This window comes from Lactobacillus taiwanensis (assembly GCF_017894345.1).
In the GTDB taxonomy this organism is placed as follows: Bacteria; Bacillota; Bacilli; order Lactobacillales; family Lactobacillaceae; genus Lactobacillus; species Lactobacillus taiwanensis.
This window is the reverse complement of sequence record NZ_CP059277.1, coordinates 81,081-97,273: the sequence shown is the minus strand read 5'-3', so window position 1 is coordinate 97,273 and position 16,193 is coordinate 81,081. Positions and strand designations below refer to the sequence as shown.

19 protein-coding genes and 1 pseudogene are annotated in these 16,193 nt (G+C 30.3%); 2 read left to right on the top strand and 18 right to left on the bottom strand.

Annotation, left to right across the window (positions count from 1 at the left end):
- Positions 1–845: 845 nt before the first annotated feature.
- The gene (locus H1A07_RS09705; protein ID WP_210145548.1) at positions 846–1,598 is read left to right on the top strand and encodes a hypothetical protein; all 753 of its coding nucleotides are present in this window, start codon (positions 846–848) and stop codon (positions 1,596–1,598) included.
- Between the two features lie 811 nt (positions 1,599–2,409).
- On the opposite strand, the gene H1A07_RS09700 is transcribed toward H1A07_RS09705, so the two are convergent.
- Positions 2,410–4,167, bottom strand: coding sequence for a glycoside hydrolase family protein (locus H1A07_RS09700; RefSeq protein WP_210145546.1), 1,758 nt, complete (start codon positions 4,165–4,167; stop codon positions 2,410–2,412).
- A gap of 240 nt (positions 4,168–4,407) precedes the next feature.
- Between H1A07_RS09700 and H1A07_RS09695 the strand changes: the two genes are divergently transcribed.
- Complete coding sequence (locus H1A07_RS09695) at positions 4,408–5,727, top strand: G5 domain-containing protein (RefSeq protein ID WP_210145544.1); 1,320 nt, start codon at positions 4,408–4,410, stop codon at positions 5,725–5,727.
- A 61-nt stretch (positions 5,728–5,788) separates the two neighbouring features.
- Here H1A07_RS09695 and H1A07_RS09690 read toward each other — a convergent pair whose 3' ends face one another.
- The 17 genes and pseudogenes from H1A07_RS09690 to secY all read right to left on the bottom strand — a co-directional run bounded on the left by H1A07_RS09690 (position 5,789) and on the right by secY (position 16,191).
- Positions 5,789–6,223 carry a hypothetical protein gene (locus H1A07_RS09690; RefSeq protein ID WP_210145543.1) on the bottom strand — a complete coding sequence of 145 codons (435 nt, stop codon included), beginning with the start codon at positions 6,221–6,223 and terminating at the stop codon, positions 5,789–5,791.
- 25 nt (positions 6,224–6,248) lie between these two features.
- Complete coding sequence (locus H1A07_RS09685) at positions 6,249–6,794, bottom strand: hypothetical protein (protein ID WP_210145541.1); 546 nt, start codon at positions 6,792–6,794, stop codon at positions 6,249–6,251.
- A 221-nt stretch (positions 6,795–7,015) separates the two neighbouring features.
- A complete protein-coding gene (locus H1A07_RS09680) occupies positions 7,016–7,132 on the bottom strand; it encodes a prevent-host-death family antitoxin (RefSeq protein ID WP_210145540.1) in 117 nt (38 codons plus the stop codon).
- Between the two features lie 802 nt (positions 7,133–7,934).
- Positions 7,935–8,471, bottom strand: a complete 537-nt coding sequence (locus H1A07_RS09675; RefSeq protein WP_210145538.1) for a hypothetical protein — start codon at positions 8,469–8,471, stop codon at positions 7,935–7,937.
- A 293-nt stretch (positions 8,472–8,764) separates the two neighbouring features.
- Positions 8,765–9,142: a hypothetical protein gene (locus H1A07_RS09670; RefSeq protein WP_210145537.1), complete on the bottom strand. Its 378-nt coding sequence runs from the start codon at positions 9,140–9,142 to the stop codon at positions 8,765–8,767.
- Positions 9,143–9,347: 205 nt separating this feature from the next.
- On the bottom strand, positions 9,348–9,836 hold the full coding sequence (locus H1A07_RS09665) for a hypothetical protein (RefSeq protein WP_210145536.1): 489 nt from the start codon (positions 9,834–9,836) through the stop codon (positions 9,348–9,350).
- Between the two features lie 21 nt (positions 9,837–9,857).
- Entirely contained in the window at positions 9,858–10,160 is a 303-nt protein-coding gene (locus tag H1A07_RS09660) for a hypothetical protein (protein ID WP_210145535.1), read from the bottom strand.
- A gap of 208 nt (positions 10,161–10,368) precedes the next feature.
- Positions 10,369–10,854 carry a hypothetical protein gene (locus tag H1A07_RS09655; RefSeq protein ID WP_210145534.1) on the bottom strand — a complete coding sequence of 162 codons (486 nt, stop codon included), beginning with the start codon at positions 10,852–10,854 and terminating at the stop codon, positions 10,369–10,371.
- Positions 10,855–11,099: 245 nt separating this feature from the next.
- Complete coding sequence (locus H1A07_RS09650; RefSeq protein WP_210145533.1) at positions 11,100–11,426, bottom strand: hypothetical protein; 327 nt, start codon at positions 11,424–11,426, stop codon at positions 11,100–11,102.
- Positions 11,427–11,493: 67 nt separating this feature from the next.
- Positions 11,494–11,673: pseudogene (locus H1A07_RS09645) on the bottom strand (RNA-guided endonuclease InsQ/TnpB family protein); the annotation flags it as partial.
- A 113-nt stretch (positions 11,674–11,786) separates the two neighbouring features.
- Positions 11,787–12,239 carry a hypothetical protein gene (locus H1A07_RS09640; protein WP_210145532.1) on the bottom strand — a complete coding sequence of 151 codons (453 nt, stop codon included), beginning with the start codon at positions 12,237–12,239 and terminating at the stop codon, positions 11,787–11,789.
- A gap of 216 nt (positions 12,240–12,455) precedes the next feature.
- Entirely contained in the window at positions 12,456–12,641 is a 186-nt protein-coding gene (locus H1A07_RS09635; protein WP_210145531.1) for a hypothetical protein, read from the bottom strand.
- Between the two features lie 22 nt (positions 12,642–12,663).
- On the bottom strand, positions 12,664–13,098 hold the full coding sequence (locus H1A07_RS09630) for a hypothetical protein (protein ID WP_210145530.1): 435 nt from the start codon (positions 13,096–13,098) through the stop codon (positions 12,664–12,666).
- Positions 13,099–13,389: 291 nt separating this feature from the next.
- Positions 13,390–13,950, bottom strand: coding sequence for a hypothetical protein (locus tag H1A07_RS09625; RefSeq protein WP_210145529.1), 561 nt, complete (start codon positions 13,948–13,950; stop codon positions 13,390–13,392).
- A 112-nt stretch (positions 13,951–14,062) separates the two neighbouring features.
- Positions 14,063–14,437 carry a hypothetical protein gene (locus tag H1A07_RS09620; protein WP_210145528.1) on the bottom strand — a complete coding sequence of 125 codons (375 nt, stop codon included), beginning with the start codon at positions 14,435–14,437 and terminating at the stop codon, positions 14,063–14,065.
- A 94-nt stretch (positions 14,438–14,531) separates the two neighbouring features.
- Entirely contained in the window at positions 14,532–14,912 is a 381-nt protein-coding gene (locus H1A07_RS09615) for a hypothetical protein (RefSeq protein ID WP_210145527.1), read from the bottom strand.
- A complete protein-coding gene (gene secY, locus H1A07_RS09610; RefSeq protein ID WP_244974197.1) occupies positions 14,905–16,191 on the bottom strand; it encodes a preprotein translocase subunit SecY in 1,287 nt (428 codons plus the stop codon). The genes H1A07_RS09615 and secY overlap by 8 nt, the downstream gene beginning before the upstream one ends.
- Positions 16,192–16,193 lie beyond the last annotated feature (2 nt).

Genomic DNA, 16,193 nt, shown 5'->3' with positions numbered 1-16,193 from the left:
AAACGTCTTACTTCTTACTTAAGATTATAGTACTTCTTGAAAATGTTTAAAGTATGTGTATTCTAATTATTTATCTTATTTTAATTGATCCACCGACAAAGAGATGGTATTATAGATATTATTTTAATTATTTTGCTATTTACATTTTTGAAATGTTTTGAGTGTCTGGGAAAAAACTAGATTTTTAGTCCAGATATAAAAACGCAGAAATTCATTATTTTTAGTGAATTCCTGCGTTTTTTGTTTTGTGGTGATTCAATAATATCAAGGAAGACGCTGAAAATCGAAATGAACTTCAGCGTTCTTTTTTAGTCTAGAAAATTACTTTTTCCCAGACACGTCTTTTTCGCTTCTCTGGGTATACTCCTTAAGCTTTTTTATAAATTGAATCAACCTCGGAATCATCAATTAATCTGGCATAACAGTCGCCATGATGTTTTGCTAATAGTGTATTACAAAATTTGCAATATGCTCTTTCTACATCACGACACCCCGGAGTGCCATCATCTTCTTCAACTTCATATTTTGCTCTGCACTTAGAACAAATAACAATACAAGAATTAGTTGAATATGAATCTTGTAAATGGTTATACATAGACATGCTAATATTTTGCCCCCACTCTATTTTATTTAATTTTACTTTATCATTAGTATACTACTAAAAAAATATTAAATTAAATTTAATGTTTGATACAAAGAATAATGTGCTAAACGAAATTTCACTTTAGAAACGCTAGTAGTTAAACAATCATTAAATTAGCACAATAATCTACGACAACTGTATTTTGTTTTTTGAAAGTAATTTTATATTATAGAGAAAATTAAAGAAAAAAGAGGTTTTACATATGAGTAATTACGCTTTTAGAAATAAAAATTGCAAGGGTCAATTAATGAATCCTATATCTGCTAATCAAGCTCAAACTAATAATATTAGTTGCTCTTATTACTGTCCTAATGCTAACTGTTCTGCTTATCTTTATGTGTGTTCTCAACATGGAAGTACAAATGCTTATTTTGCTGCGACCCATGCTGATCATCGCCATATTCCCAACTGTCCGTATGGTCATAACATAAATTTTGATGAAGATAAATATGATGAACAAGCTTTTAATTATGATTCAGCACTTGACCATCTTATAACTGCATCTACTGTTACTGTGCAACAGCATCCTAATAATTCGACTGCTTATATTAATAATCCAACTGGCATCCACCCAATTAGAACTATTGGCCAAATCTATTGTATGTGTAAATCGTTAGATATTCATAGTACGTATAACTCGATTAAAATACATGAGATGCTTGTCGATACTAGGAGTATTAACATCTATAATGCAGGTATTTATGGAAAACGTTTAATTGAAGCAAATGTGCCTCGATATTGTTATAACCCTACTGAGCAAGAAATATATCTAGAACTTAATCCTTATAATATTACTCTAAAATTTAATGATTTTGATTTGTACGATTTTATGAAAAATAGAATTTACGAAAATTCCGATAAATTAATTATTGTAGCTGGTGATTGGCAACAAATAGCACAATACCATATTGAAACTAAAATCGTTTCTAAAAGACAAGTTATGGTGCTTCATTAATGTTAAATAAAAAAAGAGGCATGCAATTATTTCTTTTCGAAATAACTGCATGCCTTATTTATATAAATAACACATAAACCGCCATATTTTGTCATTTTCTGGAAGTTGTTCAATTAATACCATTCTATTTATTTTAAAAGTAGAGTTATTGTTTATTATCTAAGTTTATTTCTCGATCAAATAGCTGTCTAATTTCTGGCGTTAAACTATGCGCAATGAAAATAATTGTTTTCCTAGTTCTTACTAAATTTTTAATTAATTTATATTAATAATTATTTAAATACAGCAACAATAAAAAAGTTTTACAGGAGTTAGTAAGATTTGATCCATTGACCTCGTTCATAGAATTCTTCAATTATAGCTAAAAAATGATTAATTCTTTTATATTTAGAGTAAGGGTTGCTTTGGCTAAATGCTGTAACTCCGTAAATCCTCGATTCTTTAAGTCCAGCGATATGTAAAGGAACTTATTTTTCGTATTAATTAACATGATACCAAGCTAGAGAAAAATAAAAATTCTCCTTACTTATATTAAAGAATAGTACATTAGTCCTGTCTCTCTGTTTACTTTTAAAACGTGGTAGAGAAATTTTATAGAGATAAAAAGAGTCTGGGAAATAAGTCTTATTTTGACTTAAAATATAATTTCTTAGAAAGTAAAAATACTGATATATCAGCATTTGTTTAAATGCTAATTATCAGTATTTTCTTTATTTTAGAGTTTTTTCCCAGACTCTTTTTGTTTAATTATAGTTTTTTCATCAAAAAAACAGTCTGCATTAATTGTGCAAACTGTTTTCGTATCTCTTAATTAACTCAGATCACTTTGGGTAATATTAACTCGATTACCATTAGTTGGATCTTCCGTATAGATCTTAAAGTCTTGTTTATCCGAGGAATTAAATCTTGCTGCTGTGTAACTTTGACCATTAGGGAATAAAATTTCTACTGAATTCTTATCAGTTACGACTTTAATAGTAGCATTTTTCCAACCAGCAACCCCTGACTGATTTTCATATCCTAGTCCTCGCCCTAATAAACCATCATAGTAATAAGATGATGAAATTTGTCCATTACGACCACGATCTAATTCTCCTGCTCTTGTAGCTACTCGATACATTCCATTAGATGGATCATAATTGAATTTAACATAGTCATTCCCTTGCCAAATATCAAAATAAATTCTCCCTTTATAAGTTCCCTTAATATTATAGAAATTTAAATCATATTTTTTGCTTACACTTAAATTTGGTACATCAAACAAATTATATACTGGACCGTTAGTGTCTTTTCCTCTAGTATATGGCTTATTCGATGTTGCATTTATACCATTTACTGGTCTATCCTTAGATACATTATTATATCGTTTAATATTGTTCTCTCGACCAGTAATTAAGTTTGAGGTCATAGTTAGATCATTTTTTAAACTAATATCTCGAGCTAATGAGTACGAGCCTAAATGTTTAGTGAACGCGCTAGTTGCATGTTCATCATTATGAATTCCATTAGCAGTGTAATTCCAATTTCCAATCCAACCCATTGACTTAATTGTTTTAGCAGATTGGGACAGATCAGAACTTCCTGAGAAATTGGCACCATAATAGTCTGAACCTTGATCTAGTCTTTTAGCATTAGTTTCAGGGGTAAATAAACCATTATTGTCTAAATGACCGACAATGTAGTATGTTCCTGTAGTTTGCCCATTATGTGGAGCTTTAGCACCAAAAAATAGGACAGTTTTTTGCCGACCATCAGGAGTAGTCATAGTTCTTAAAACTGGACATTCTACTGGAGTTGAATCACGACCATTTAAGCCTTTGAAATATGTACCTAATCCAACCTTTGAAGCACCATTAGGATCAGCTTTTGCCCATTTAATTCCGTCATAAGACTGGTAAACACCAATTTCATCACCTTCAGCAACGTACATCAACATTTTTCCCTTCCAGTAGACGACAGCTGGATCTCTCTCATCCACTTTATTTTTGCTAGTCCAATTCCATGAATGATCGATTACAGGGGATGCTCCATTTAGTACATGGCTAAAGGTTTTACCGTCATCGCTTGACCAAGCTGCCCAGATATTTTGTGAACCGCCATCATGTTTTTCCAAACCGCTAAAGTACGCAACTTTGGCTCCACGTGGCACTCCTTTAATCTGACCATTATTAGTTAAGACAGTACCGGTCCAAGCAGATGTCCAGGTATAAGGAGCTTCAGGTCCATCCGCCTTGATTGCTTCATTTTGAGTTGTAAAATGAATAAAGTCTTTTGTAGTGGTATGGTACCAGCCCTGGTCTCCCGCTTCATTAGGATCATCCGCTGTTTTTGAATGTAAAAAATAAAGATCGTAATACTGACCTTTTTCATTCCAAACGATTGACTGTAGGTCATTGGACCAACCATCTTTTGTTGTCAAATGTGCTTTAGCTACGTGATAATCTGAATCAACGGCATCAGCATGTACTACTTTTTGTTCAATACCGAAAAAAGAATTCACACTTAATAAAGCAATTGCAGAAGCAGATGCTAGTTTTACCCTTTTTAAGTATTTTCTTTGTAAGTTCATACGAACCCCTCCTAAAAATATCAAACTTAACATGTGTAAAATACATGTTTTACTTAATATACATGAGAAGATAAATTCTTAGTTTTAATCCTCAAGTTTTACTAAAATTTAGAAAAGTAAGACTTAAATATATTTTTTAATTAGAACTGTAATTTAAGAAATTTAGCTGATATTATAACTTTCAATTTAAAATAAATATATGTATCAATAATTCTGTTCTAGAAAAAAGAGGAATGTAAAATGAAATTTTCAGTATCACTAAAAAATAAAATCTTACTTTCAGCTCTTAGTCTGAATTCAACACTTATATCTATGAGCCAATTTTCTTATGATAAGATGGTTGTATTCGCTGATAATGTTCAAAATAATAAGCAAAATAAGGAAAAAATTGCTGAAGAAAATACCTGGAAAGAGGATATTAAAAAGATAAAAAGTGTATCTCTTGGTGCCAAAAGCTTTTATAAAAAAATCCCCTATCAAACTGTGTATCGTAAAGATCTTTCTTTAAAACCAGGAACTACTAAAATAATTCAACAAGGCGAAAATACCATTGCATCAGCAAAGACAGAAAATATTATGCAATGGAGAGATTACGTACATATTCCAGTGAAAATTATTGTTAATTCCAATAGTACCTTGACCATGTATAGCGGTGAAGATAAAAATTATGCCCAAGATGGTATTTCTTTTTCTAAAAAAGCACAAGCTATTTCATTACCGTCGTCTGGCACTCTACCAGAACCAACTGATATCATTAAAGACATCAAAGTCAATGATTCTAATCAGAAAATAGTTGAATGGGATGTAAATACTAAAGATCAAATAGCAGAACTACAGAAACAAGGAAATGGAGAATTAACGGGGTATATTAATTTAATACTGGATGAAAAATTTGATTACTCTCAGGTTAAAAAAACAGATAACAGTAAAAAAGGAATGCCAGAAATTATTGGTTATAATCCGGGAACGCATTTCGACAATCCAATCACAATAAGCCGTGTTGTTAATTTTGTCGATCTAGATAATAAACCTATCGGAGAGCAAGTTAAGCAAACTGTCGAATTTGGAAAAGGAATAAAAGTAGATGAATCAGGTAAATCTACTAAATTTGACAATTCAAAAGAAATTCAAAAGATGGGAAGCATCAACGTGCCAAAAGGATATCATTTAAAATCAGAAGATGATAAAAAGTATTTGGATGCTACTACGGTTTCTTTGGGATGCAAAAGTACAGCTCTAAACATTATTTTGGAAAAAGATGACATAAGACAATATGCAATAGATGCTAAAAATAACCTTTTTGACTCCCATTCTAGAAGTAATGCTGCAGTAACTACTGTAAACAAAGTTAAAACACCAGTAATTTCAGATAAAAAGAAAGTCGAAGTCAATAATCAGGGATCTTCTAATTCTCTACAAACATCAAAACATAAGTATACTTCGGAAGCAATGCTACCTCAAACTGGTAACGAAACTACTCCAGCAAATATTTTATTAGGTGAAGGATTAATCGAATTAGGACTAGCGGGGTTAGGTATTAATTTAAGAAAGAATTATTAACTTTCAAAAAATATACAGAAAAAGAGCGATGATTAACTTTTGAAATCATCGCTCTTTTATTTTAAATTTCAAACAACATAACTATTTCGTTATAGCTAGGATTGTATACATGTTCTCCATCAGAAATAGCGAAACTATCTTTTCTTTTCATGATTAACGATAATTGTTTAATTAAGTCTATAATCGGAACGTATTGCTTAACTATATGACCCGAGGAAAGTAAATATGCTCCATATACTATGCGTCTCTTATATTGTATATACTGACTTGTAATTTCTACTATAGGTAAATGTTCCTTTATTCTAGGATAAGCCATGATAATATCATTAATTAAACTAGTAGGTGCGTCATTAGAATTCCATTCAGTCTCATACTTTTCTTGATTTTCTTGATTTACAATCTGAATTTTAACTTGATTTCGATTTTCAATTCTGCTAATTAGAAAAGATTTATCGAAACTTATAAATACACGTTTTTTTGAGTAGGTTCTTTCCATCCTTTCCTTTCCCTTCTAGATATAATTAATTAGTTTTTGTAGAAGCAGGTGTAATTAATTTTATTTTCCAGAATACTGCGCGTAACCAAATAACATAAAGTGAATATGCTACACCGTAATCAAAATAAAACTTAATAAATGCACTAAGTAAATTATGCTGTTTTGCAAATAACACCACTTTAATTAATGCATAAATTAAGGCAATAGAGTTAACTACGGTACAAATATTTTTTATTTGTCTGTTCTCAATTGCATATTTAACTGAATCTTCTTTATTTTCAAAAGGACGTATCTCTATATCCCATTGATCCTGTGGATTCATTTTCCTACTTTGCAATAAAATGAGAAGTATGATAATAAAAGTACATATCAATTTAATAGCCAGTTTCGGTGTTTTTTCATACCCATAAAATATCCCCCAAACACCTACAACTAGTGTTAGAAAATCTATTGAAGGCTGAATCCACGAGTGTCTTCTTAAAAAATCTATAACCTTATATTGCTCGCTAGGATATTCCAACAAAATTTTTATAGAAGAATCAGTACTGGTTGCTTTTCTCTTATCTTTCATACCTTAAATCATTTTTGCAGTGCAATTTCTGCAATTTCCTTTCTCGTTGTTTCTTACTTTAATTGCTATTGGTTTAGTATTGTACCAAGCCTCACGGCTCGTTGAATCAGTCACCCAATTGATTCACGAATTTAAACGACATTAATGCTTGTGAGCAAAACAATCAGGAGTCACTTTTCAAGTGGCTTTTTGTACCAAAAATCACCAAGTGTACAAGTATTCTACTTAAATTTTTTCCAATAATCATCGTTTGATTTTACAACTGGATCCTCTGGCAACTTATGCTGTCGAATCAATTTATTCCGAGTAATTGCATATTCTAAAGAATTTTCGTCCATATTTTTTAATCTACTATTATTTTCTTGATCTTTAATTAATTTTATTTTTGTTGCTTTTTATTTATTAATTTCACCACATATGACACTTAAAGTGTCAATTTATGTCAAAAAGTGACACTAAAGTGGACAATTACTAAAAACAATTATATAATTACAAAAGAAAAGGAGTTAGTGAATCCGACTCACTAACTCCAATCGTAACTTAGATATGACTGTTTAGTTGAGCTAATCCTTGTGATTAGCTTTTTTTATTATTGCGTAAGCAGTAGCTACACGAATAATAAAAGTGCCTAGTGCACCCAAGAAAATGCTTAGGGCAACAGCAATTACTATCACTTGGCAGCCTAACTCTCCAGTCTACCCAATTTTGCATAGCTTTCACCTCCGTAACTTAAAAATATTTGAGGGGTGTGTAGCCATGCTAAGTTACTAAGTTCTAACAGGAGCTACCTGCTATCCAGAACCTAAACACTATTCTACTAAAAAATTGCTTAAATATATACAATTTAAAGAATTTAATAAACTAATCTCGATCTTTAAAGGTATATTTTTCGTACTATTTCTGACCTGCACTATTTAAATTATAACAGAAAAAGCCTAGAAGTTTGATATTATCAAGCTTTTAGGCTTTTTATTGGTTGCAAAAAAATTATCCAATAACTTCATCATCTTTATATTCTTATGAATTCGATAAAATTGTGCCTAATAAAGAACCAAAACCAAACATTATTATGAGTGCACGAACTATGGGGTTATTAATTAAGTGACACAATATTACTATGAACAGTAAGAGTACTACAATTTAATCCTCTTTCTCAATACTATTCCATGCCACACAAAGTAATCCGTCTCGCTTTAGCTCTACGCAATCGTATTTTTTTAGAATATTTCGTGAATCAAAGCCATGTGGTACAACGACCGCATAATTATTAACTGTTTTATATACTTCTATTTCTTCTTTTCTAAACCCTTCAGCTTCTAGATCAGACACAAAATCATCTACACCGTCTTTTTTATCAAAGTCAAAAAGCCATTTGTGCTCAGCAGCATTTTCTGGACTCATTGCTAAGCTAGTTACCTTGTTTTCGATCTTAGTCATAGGATAGTCTGGATGGTCTAATAAATAATGCTGTAAACTACGAATAGTAGTGTCATTTTTTCGCTTATTGACAGTAACATAGAATCTGCTTAGTTCTCCTGGAACTCCCTCTAGACTAAAATTATTAAATTTATTTATTTCTGAAAGTGGTTTTTCACTTAGAAAAGAAAACGTTCTTTGTTTAAAGCCTGGTAAGTCTTTATTATCTTTATTTCGTGAAGTAAAAATTACACCTTGCATGTCTGTCTCCCATATATTAATTTTTAACTCGCATTGTGTGTATAACATTAATAAACGTATATAACAGTAAACATACATTTATAGCTATTACAAAAACTAATATGCTTAAACAAAATACACTATTAGATACTTGAATGAATATATTGTAAAAACTAATCAGTCCTATTTGTTTTAATATCCATGGCATTTCTACCTTTATCAAAAATAAAACTAATGCTACACAAAAAGTAAAATATAAATCAATTTGCCAAATTACTTTTAATTTATTATCAAATATAGAATTTTTTTTATTTTCATAGCTTTAAATCACTTACTTCCATTATATTAGAAACTAATTCTTGTGTCTTTAAATCAAAACAATATATAAAATCTCCGTTTTCTGGATCAGTAGCATAACCAAATGAATTATATCGGCTTTCACGCAGAGTATATGAAAAGACAACTTTATCATTGTGGCCTTCTTTACCTTTAATATGGATTCCGCTGTATTCTTTTCCACGATGCCAAACTCTTATATCATCTGTAGCAAAATAGTTTTCACCATCATTATTTTTAAGAATTTTTTGTAGCTCTTTAGGTGATTTATTTGCCTCAAATTTTGTGGTAGTGACCCATTTTTGACCATATTCTCCTTTTAGCGCTTTTCCAAATTCACTTGGAATATTGCCCAATGCTATCCCGGATAACACCAGAACAGTACTTATTATGAAACCTGCTATAAGACATTTTTTTATTGTAGGTGTATGACAATTATCTACACAAAAATAAATGACTAGGGGGACCAATTGTCGCCAACACAGCTATAATAGACCAGAGCGTTACTCTGGCATCATAATTATTATTTATCCAAATTAACATACTTACCTCTCATTATGTTTACCAGGCAAAAGATATCTTTATTTCCTCATTTGAACTATCTGCTGAGTAAATTTCACACGAGGATATAATAGATTCAAATTTAAAACAAAGATATTTTTTCAAGTTTATTGCTTCATCCTTATTCAATATTTTTAGTAGATCTTTTAATTGAATATATGAATCAATAACTTCTTTTTTAAATTTTGGTTGTACATACATAGCCACAATATTGTCGAGTTCTATTTGTTTTGCTAAAGTAAAAATTTCTTTTCTATGAGTTATGCTATTAACATCAATCTGTAATAAATCTTCTAGTGACTTAATAGTTAAATAATGATGCCCAAAATATGCGGCTTTCTTCAATTCAGTTTCTATAAGAGTAGTAAGCCAACGCATCTTCATATCCCAATCATCAAAGTCTGATAGTTGAGCCTTATCACTTATATCTCTTATCGTTTCATTGAGTTCGGATTGATGGGCTACAGCATATAAATATTCTTTTTCCATACTATTATTCTCAGCTTTCTACTAATCAAATCTGTACTTTGGCTGCTTTGGTTTCTTATGATAAACGTAAATATATGGCTGTTTGCTTAATACCTTTATTCCTTTAACCGTTGGTTCAGGATAGGCAAATACGATCTTTCCCTCTTTTCCCTCTCTACATTTAATCTTCACAGCATCATATTTTTTCTTACCTTTCCACACAGTTACGGTACTACTATTTTCACTTTTAGAAAGTTTCTGTAATTCTTCAGCATTTTTATTGGCATAAAACTGTTTAGTTTCTACTAGGTGTTGTCCATATTCACCACGTAATGCATCGGCCACCCTACCACTACCACACAAAAAATAGAAAAGTATTCCAAATGAAATGAAAATATAGCAAATTGTTAATTTAATTAAGAAATCACTTTCAAATGTCGCGATTAAAACTAGTAGTAGTAATCCCAATATAGGAATCAGTAAGAAATAAATCAGAATAAAATTACTGTTATTTATCCATACAAGCATTAGACCTTACCCCTTTATTTAATATTTATTGATTTGGATCTTTCCACCTATCATTACCCCTAGTATTTATGATCACTTCATCATTACGTGTTATCGGAAATAAAGAATGATACGATATCCATGCAGCCCATCTTAAATCGGAAGATGCGGTATTTGGATCATACATTTTACCCTTGTACTTTATTACATTAAATTTATAAACTACTTTGGCGTTACTATTCTCTTTTCCTTTTAATAAATCTGCTTGATATACTTTTCCCTTATACTTAACTGAAATTTGAGGTTCAAGCTCCGCCTCATACTTTTTCTTTAGTTCCTTTAAATTATCCTTAGTTTGAAAGTTAGTGACTGTTATTCTTTCAATTCGAAGGTCATCAGCATTTATATTGGACTTAGGTGCAAAACAAAATAAATATATAATTGTCCCAATCATTAGCAATATACAGATAAGTGCGACTAAATACATACAACTATCACTTTGTATCCATTTTTTAAATTTCTTATAATCCATCTTTTTTCTCTCCTATTAATTAAACGCCTTGAAGCTTCATTTTGGTCATAAGTAAATAACTCTGTACCATTTGGGAACATTGTTCTTTACTCATCTTTGAACAACTCTTTCCTAATAATTCATATTTTTCTCCTACAAGTAATTTGCTTCAATCTTGCGCTCCTTATAATACAAAAAACTCTTTAGATGCTCTATAAACACCAATTTGATGATTAATACACGGTAAAAGATCTAATTTTATTTCTTTAGTCATTTTTGTTTCCATTATCAAGCTTTTTCTTCTTTATTTTATGCGATAGTATATCTACTATTGCCATATTTATCACTAGCATTGGAACCAGTATTAAAATCAAGAATGCCATAACTATTTGTAAATTCGAAAGAAGGATAAAATAAATGTTTGATTTATTAAAAAATGCTGTGACAGGTATAGAGCTAATAAGACAAAAACCAACTCCAAAGAAAGTGATACAAATCAAGGCTAAGTTATGTGTCCATAGTAAAAGTCTACGTTTATCTTTATCATCAACTTCACCTATTGAGGTTTTTGTCCACCTAAATAGTTTTTTCATCTAAGATTTCTCCCTTTTACGCACTTTGCCAGTTAACTGTAATTGTTTGAATATAGCCATTACGATCAATGTTTTCTTCATAAGGTAAAGCCGCATAATAGCTCTCTTTTTCTTTGAAGATACTTACTACTTTGACTTCGCTCATCTTTAAAACTTCATAGCTTGATAGGTCATGCCAAGAGTCTTTTGAAATGCTTCTTGGGCGATCAAGGCGAAGCCTGCCATTAACAATCTTAGCCCTATCAGTTAATCATCTCCCATAAATTAATTTTTAACTCGTATTGTGTATAATTAGTAATTAAATATTGAAGTTTGCCGCAACGTTCTTTAAGGTAGTGAAAAACGATCGCCATTTTTTTATTAAAACCACACGATTGCCAACAACATACCAAAGAATAATAAAACCATAAATACCATAAATACAATTCCAAGTTTTAATAATTCCGTTGATTTCACTTTCTGCGCTTTATATTCTTCGAAATATTTATATTTAATTGTTTTTCCTTCCTTATTTTTTACAGGTTCAGCTTTTTCTATTTTATCTTCGGTTGGTATAAATTGAACTCTATAGATATCACCACTATATTTATCAAGAGCATAGTAAACGTTGCCCTTCTTATAAAAATCACTATTAAAATCGGGACGACCTTCTTTACGTAAATATTGAATTGTCAGACAATCTAAGTTATCGTCTTTACTATGTACTTGCTCTTGTATATCTTTAATGCTATCTGCTTTAACTTTTAAAGTACTTACGCTAGTTATAGTGCAGAAAATTATTCCAATCAGACTTATTTTTATAATATTTTTCATTTTATTTTTTCTGCTCATTTCATTTACAGTACATCATTAATTTTTTTGTCATTTCAACCGCTTTTAAAATAGTAAATTCAATTACAAAAAAATCAAATTAGTATGACTCCTTTTCGTAGTTTTATTATTAGCTTACCAAATTTTTTATTTTAAAAACGAAATTCATTTTTTTTGCAAAAAAAAAGCAACGTATCGTCGCTTTTAATACAGACAAGATTATCTTCTCCTAAGAGTCTGCTTTCTTTTTTGTACAACCCTATTTTGAACTGGTTTACTGCTACTATCAGCAAGTTCATGTTCAATAAGTCCAATGCAAATCCCTGCTGGTAGCAACAGTAAAGGCATATATCCAGTTAAAATCACAATAATAATACTAAAAGCAATAATCGCTAAACTAACCATTCTTTTCTCCTTTTACAAAAAACTAAAAATTTCTAAAATGAAAATTATCTACATCTAATTCTTTTAGAACATATTGGTAAAAAACATATTCATCAATTAATGTTTTGCCAAATTTATCACAACGAGTAGCAGAATATGTAGACCACATTGCATAAGCTAAAGCAAAGTTGATAATACTCTGGATAGCACCAAGCACAAATTTCAACATGTCTTTGTCAAAAACAGCAATAAAATCATCTCGAATAATTACTTCGGGTATTTTTTTGAAACAATCTTTTTTTATATTTTCTCCTTCAGAGAGATTTCCAATATAATCAAAAAGAAAAGGATCATCTTGTAAACCTTTTATATATTCCGAAAAACTACCATCCTGCATCGCATCATTTAGAAAAATAGTAAATCTCCAATCAGAAAAAACAATCTTTTTTAAATCTATACCATATAACCTTTCATTCATATGCTTACCTCCGCAAACAAAAAAAGGAACCATTAAATCATTGATTCAATAGTTCCTTTTCATAAAACAATAATAAATTAAAACAAATACAATAACTTCAAGACCAACGATGGTCTTTCAAATACTTCAGCAAAAACAAATATACTGAACAATTACAAATAAAAATAAAAAAATTATTTTTACTATTTAATTTTAGCATGTTCGAAATATATAAGTAAATATGTTTTGCTGTATTAATCTAAAAATGAAAGCCCTAGACTTTAGTCTGGGGGATTATAGTCACGGTGTAGTTCATTTTCTTAATTTTGACAATAAACTTTCACCTATTAAGATTACAATTGATTCCAGAATAAGAAAGACAAGAATCATTATAAAAGAAAAGCTCGGTATTACAATTTTACTAAAAGAAAGAAAAACTTCTCCTCCTAAGGTTAATATTATTGCTAAAATCAGTGGCGTGATTATTAATAAAGTTTGGATTTTTCTATATTTTTTAACCCAATTCTTCTTACCATAAAGTTTATCTCCCAAATAATTCACTTTGGCTAATCCTTTATTTTGTAATTGCTCAGTAATCAGATTGGTTATAATAACTTCTTCCTCGTATGAAAATTCACTTTTTTTATATTGCAGCTTCAAATCTCGAATGATGTCATGCTTAATATCCTGAAGTGAAAAATAAATATTTTCAGTTTCTCTATTAGCTTTAGCTGCTACACGTTGATGGTACAAACCATCAACATATTTTTTAATAATAGTTGATACTTCTTTAAAAGTGTTTCTTTTGTGCGAAGTAAAGAAATTATCAGAGTTTATAATTTCATTGTTCGTTAATTCCATTTCAGTAGCCAACTTTCTTTTTAATTCTTTAAAATGAGTATAGCTGATGAAAAAAACATAATGGTTTTTGCTAATAAAACCCAAATTTATAAAAAAAGAGCTTACTCGATGTAAGCTCTTTTTTTTACATGAATTTATTTAAAGTATCATTAAGTGAATTATCTGTATAATAACCTTCTAATAAGCTTTCAGCAATAGCTTCGGTCATATAATGTACTCGGATTAGTGCCTTTATATCTGAACCAAACTTTCGTCCTAATTCAATTAATCCATGTTCAAGTTCTTCATTATTTTGAGCCGATATTTCAACATCAGTAAACTTATTAATTACTTGATAAATTAAAGGTTGATAGATAACAATCTTCATCTGTTTAGTTGGATCTGATTTCAGTTCTTGGTATTGCACGCTAGCGTGCCAAAATACTGGCTTAGAATCTAAATAAATTGCGACAATCGCTTTTTTGTCAGTTAATTCATCAATCTGAACATTTACAGTCATTTGTTTCTCTTCTTTCTGTCTATTTCTTTGCCAGCCATGAAAATGGCTGGCTTATTTGTTTTTTTAAAATCCTTTAGTAACATCGGAATATTTGTTAATGACTATACCGCCAAATTTTTTCAATTTGGGCATTGTCTTTTGTTTCATATTCTCGACCATTATAAAAGAATTTTGGCGTTAACCCATTTTCGATTTTATTCTTATCTTTTTTTGATAATTTATCCTGATTTACAATATTTTCTCTCTTTAAGGCGAAAACATTCTTGAGGTATAGTCGTGGTAGAGTTTCTTTACATCTTTTACAACCGGGCTTATAGATTATCAATAAAGTTTTTTTATCATTCAGAGCTTCATTAAAGTCAGTAGTAGCTTCATTATATTTAAATCGACCAATGGCTAACAAAAGCCAAATAATCAAAATTGCAGCTATTCCTAATAAAACTATTGAAGCGTTTTTGATTATTTTCTTAGTCAAAGTCGTATTCCCTATTTAAAAATGTTCCATAATTGGTCTTCATTTTTAATCCTCTAATTTGTCTACTAATTTCAATGAAAACACCGGTAATTATCAGTAAACTAGAACCACTCAAACCAACTTGTAAACTAGATGAAATATTGTTGGCAACTAATAGAGGGATGATTGAAACCAAAGTTAAAAATAATGATCCCGGCAATGAAAGTTCATTAAGTATCTTCTTAATATAAGCTGCCGTTTCTACACCCGGTGTATATCCTGGTATGTATGCTTCTTGTTTTTGAAAATTATCAGCTAATTTTTCTGGTTCAATTTGTACTATGGAATACAAATAAGTGAAAAAGATAATCAAAATTCCATATAGAACTACACCTGCAGAACTTTGTAATGTAAAGAATTCATTAACTACTTTGTATAAAGCAGAAGTTTCCTTACTCTTAAACATAAGTAAAAGCGTTTGTGGAATAGCTAATATTGAACTAGCAAAAATTATTGGTACAACACCAGGTACTATTAGTTTCAGTGGAAGATAACTATCTTTCCCAGTCATTGATTCTCTTCTTGAGTATTGTACGGGAATTCTTAATTCTGAGGTTGTAAACCAAATAATAAGCAAAGTTACTCCAATAATTCCCAAAATCAAATAGGTTAGTAACGCATAGTTTAAATCTTTGCCGGAATTTAGATTCTGTATCACTTGTACAGTCATTGATGGGAACTTAGCGATAATTCCAGTTGCAATTATCACTGAGATACCATTCCCTAACCCTTTTTCTGTAATTTGATCTGCTAGCCACATCGCAATGAATGTACCAGAAGTCATTAATAATGCAATCACAAAATAATTGCGCCATGATGAGCCAATAACAAATTGTCCATTAGTTAATTGATTAATCCCCAACGCAATACCTAATGCTTGAATGAAACCCAAAATAACTGTTAGTGTTCTAATAGTTTGATCTAATTTTCTTCTCCCAGTTTCTCCTTCTTTACTCCACTGGGTTAATTTCGGTACAACATCAGCTTGCAATAGTTGAATAATAATTTGAGAAGTAATATAGGCTGTTACACCCATTGACATAATAGAGAAGTTATCAAAACTACCTCCGGAAAACATAGACAACATAGTTAGGGATGAGTTGTTTTGTAACGACAGCAACTCTTTTGAATCAACTCCGGGAATTGTGACAAAGGTTAATAGGTGATAAATAACCAGAATTAATACAGTAAAGCCGACTCTTTTTGTCAATGCATCTACTTTGATATTTTTTATTTTCACTT

What these genes read in the sequence shown, in the direction of transcription:
- H1A07_RS09640 (WP_210145532.1), bottom strand. Translation starts at nt 12,239, where the DNA reads ATGAAAAATATTATAAAAATAAGTCTGATTGGAATAATTTTCTGCACT.
- H1A07_RS09700 (WP_210145546.1), bottom strand. Translation starts at nt 4,167, where the DNA reads ATGAACTTACAAAGAAAATACTTAAAAAGGGTAAAACTAGCATCTGCT.
- H1A07_RS09635 (WP_210145531.1), bottom strand. Translation starts at nt 12,641, where the DNA reads ATGGTTAGTTTAGCGATTATTGCTTTTAGTATTATTATTGTGATTTTA.
- H1A07_RS09685 (WP_210145541.1), bottom strand. Translation starts at nt 6,794, where the DNA reads ATGAAAGATAAGAGAAAAGCAACCAGTACTGATTCTTCTATAAAAATT.
- H1A07_RS09705 (WP_210145548.1), top strand. Translation starts at nt 846, where the DNA reads ATGAGTAATTACGCTTTTAGAAATAAAAATTGCAAGGGTCAATTAATG.
- H1A07_RS09630 (WP_210145530.1), bottom strand. Translation starts at nt 13,098, where the DNA reads ATGAATGAAAGGTTATATGGTATAGATTTAAAAAAGATTGTTTTTTCT.
- H1A07_RS09680 (WP_210145540.1), bottom strand. Translation starts at nt 7,132, where the DNA reads ATGGACGAAAATTCTTTAGAATATGCAATTACTCGGAATAAATTGATT.
- H1A07_RS09690 (WP_210145543.1), bottom strand. Translation starts at nt 6,223, where the DNA reads ATGGAAAGAACCTACTCAAAAAAACGTGTATTTATAAGTTTCGATAAA.
- H1A07_RS09620 (WP_210145528.1), bottom strand. Translation starts at nt 14,437, where the DNA reads ATGACTGTAAATGTTCAGATTGATGAATTAACTGACAAAAAAGCGATT.
- H1A07_RS09665 (WP_210145536.1), bottom strand. Translation starts at nt 9,836, where the DNA reads ATGGAAAAAGAATATTTATATGCTGTAGCCCATCAATCCGAACTCAAT.
- H1A07_RS09655 (WP_210145534.1), bottom strand. Translation starts at nt 10,854, where the DNA reads ATGGATTATAAGAAATTTAAAAAATGGATACAAAGTGATAGTTGTATG.
- H1A07_RS09695 (WP_210145544.1), top strand. Translation starts at nt 4,408, where the DNA reads ATGAAATTTTCAGTATCACTAAAAAATAAAATCTTACTTTCAGCTCTT.
- H1A07_RS09675 (WP_210145538.1), bottom strand. Translation starts at nt 8,471, where the DNA reads ATGCAAGGTGTAATTTTTACTTCACGAAATAAAGATAATAAAGACTTA.
- H1A07_RS09650 (WP_210145533.1), bottom strand. Translation starts at nt 11,426, where the DNA reads ATGAAAAAACTATTTAGGTGGACAAAAACCTCAATAGGTGAAGTTGAT.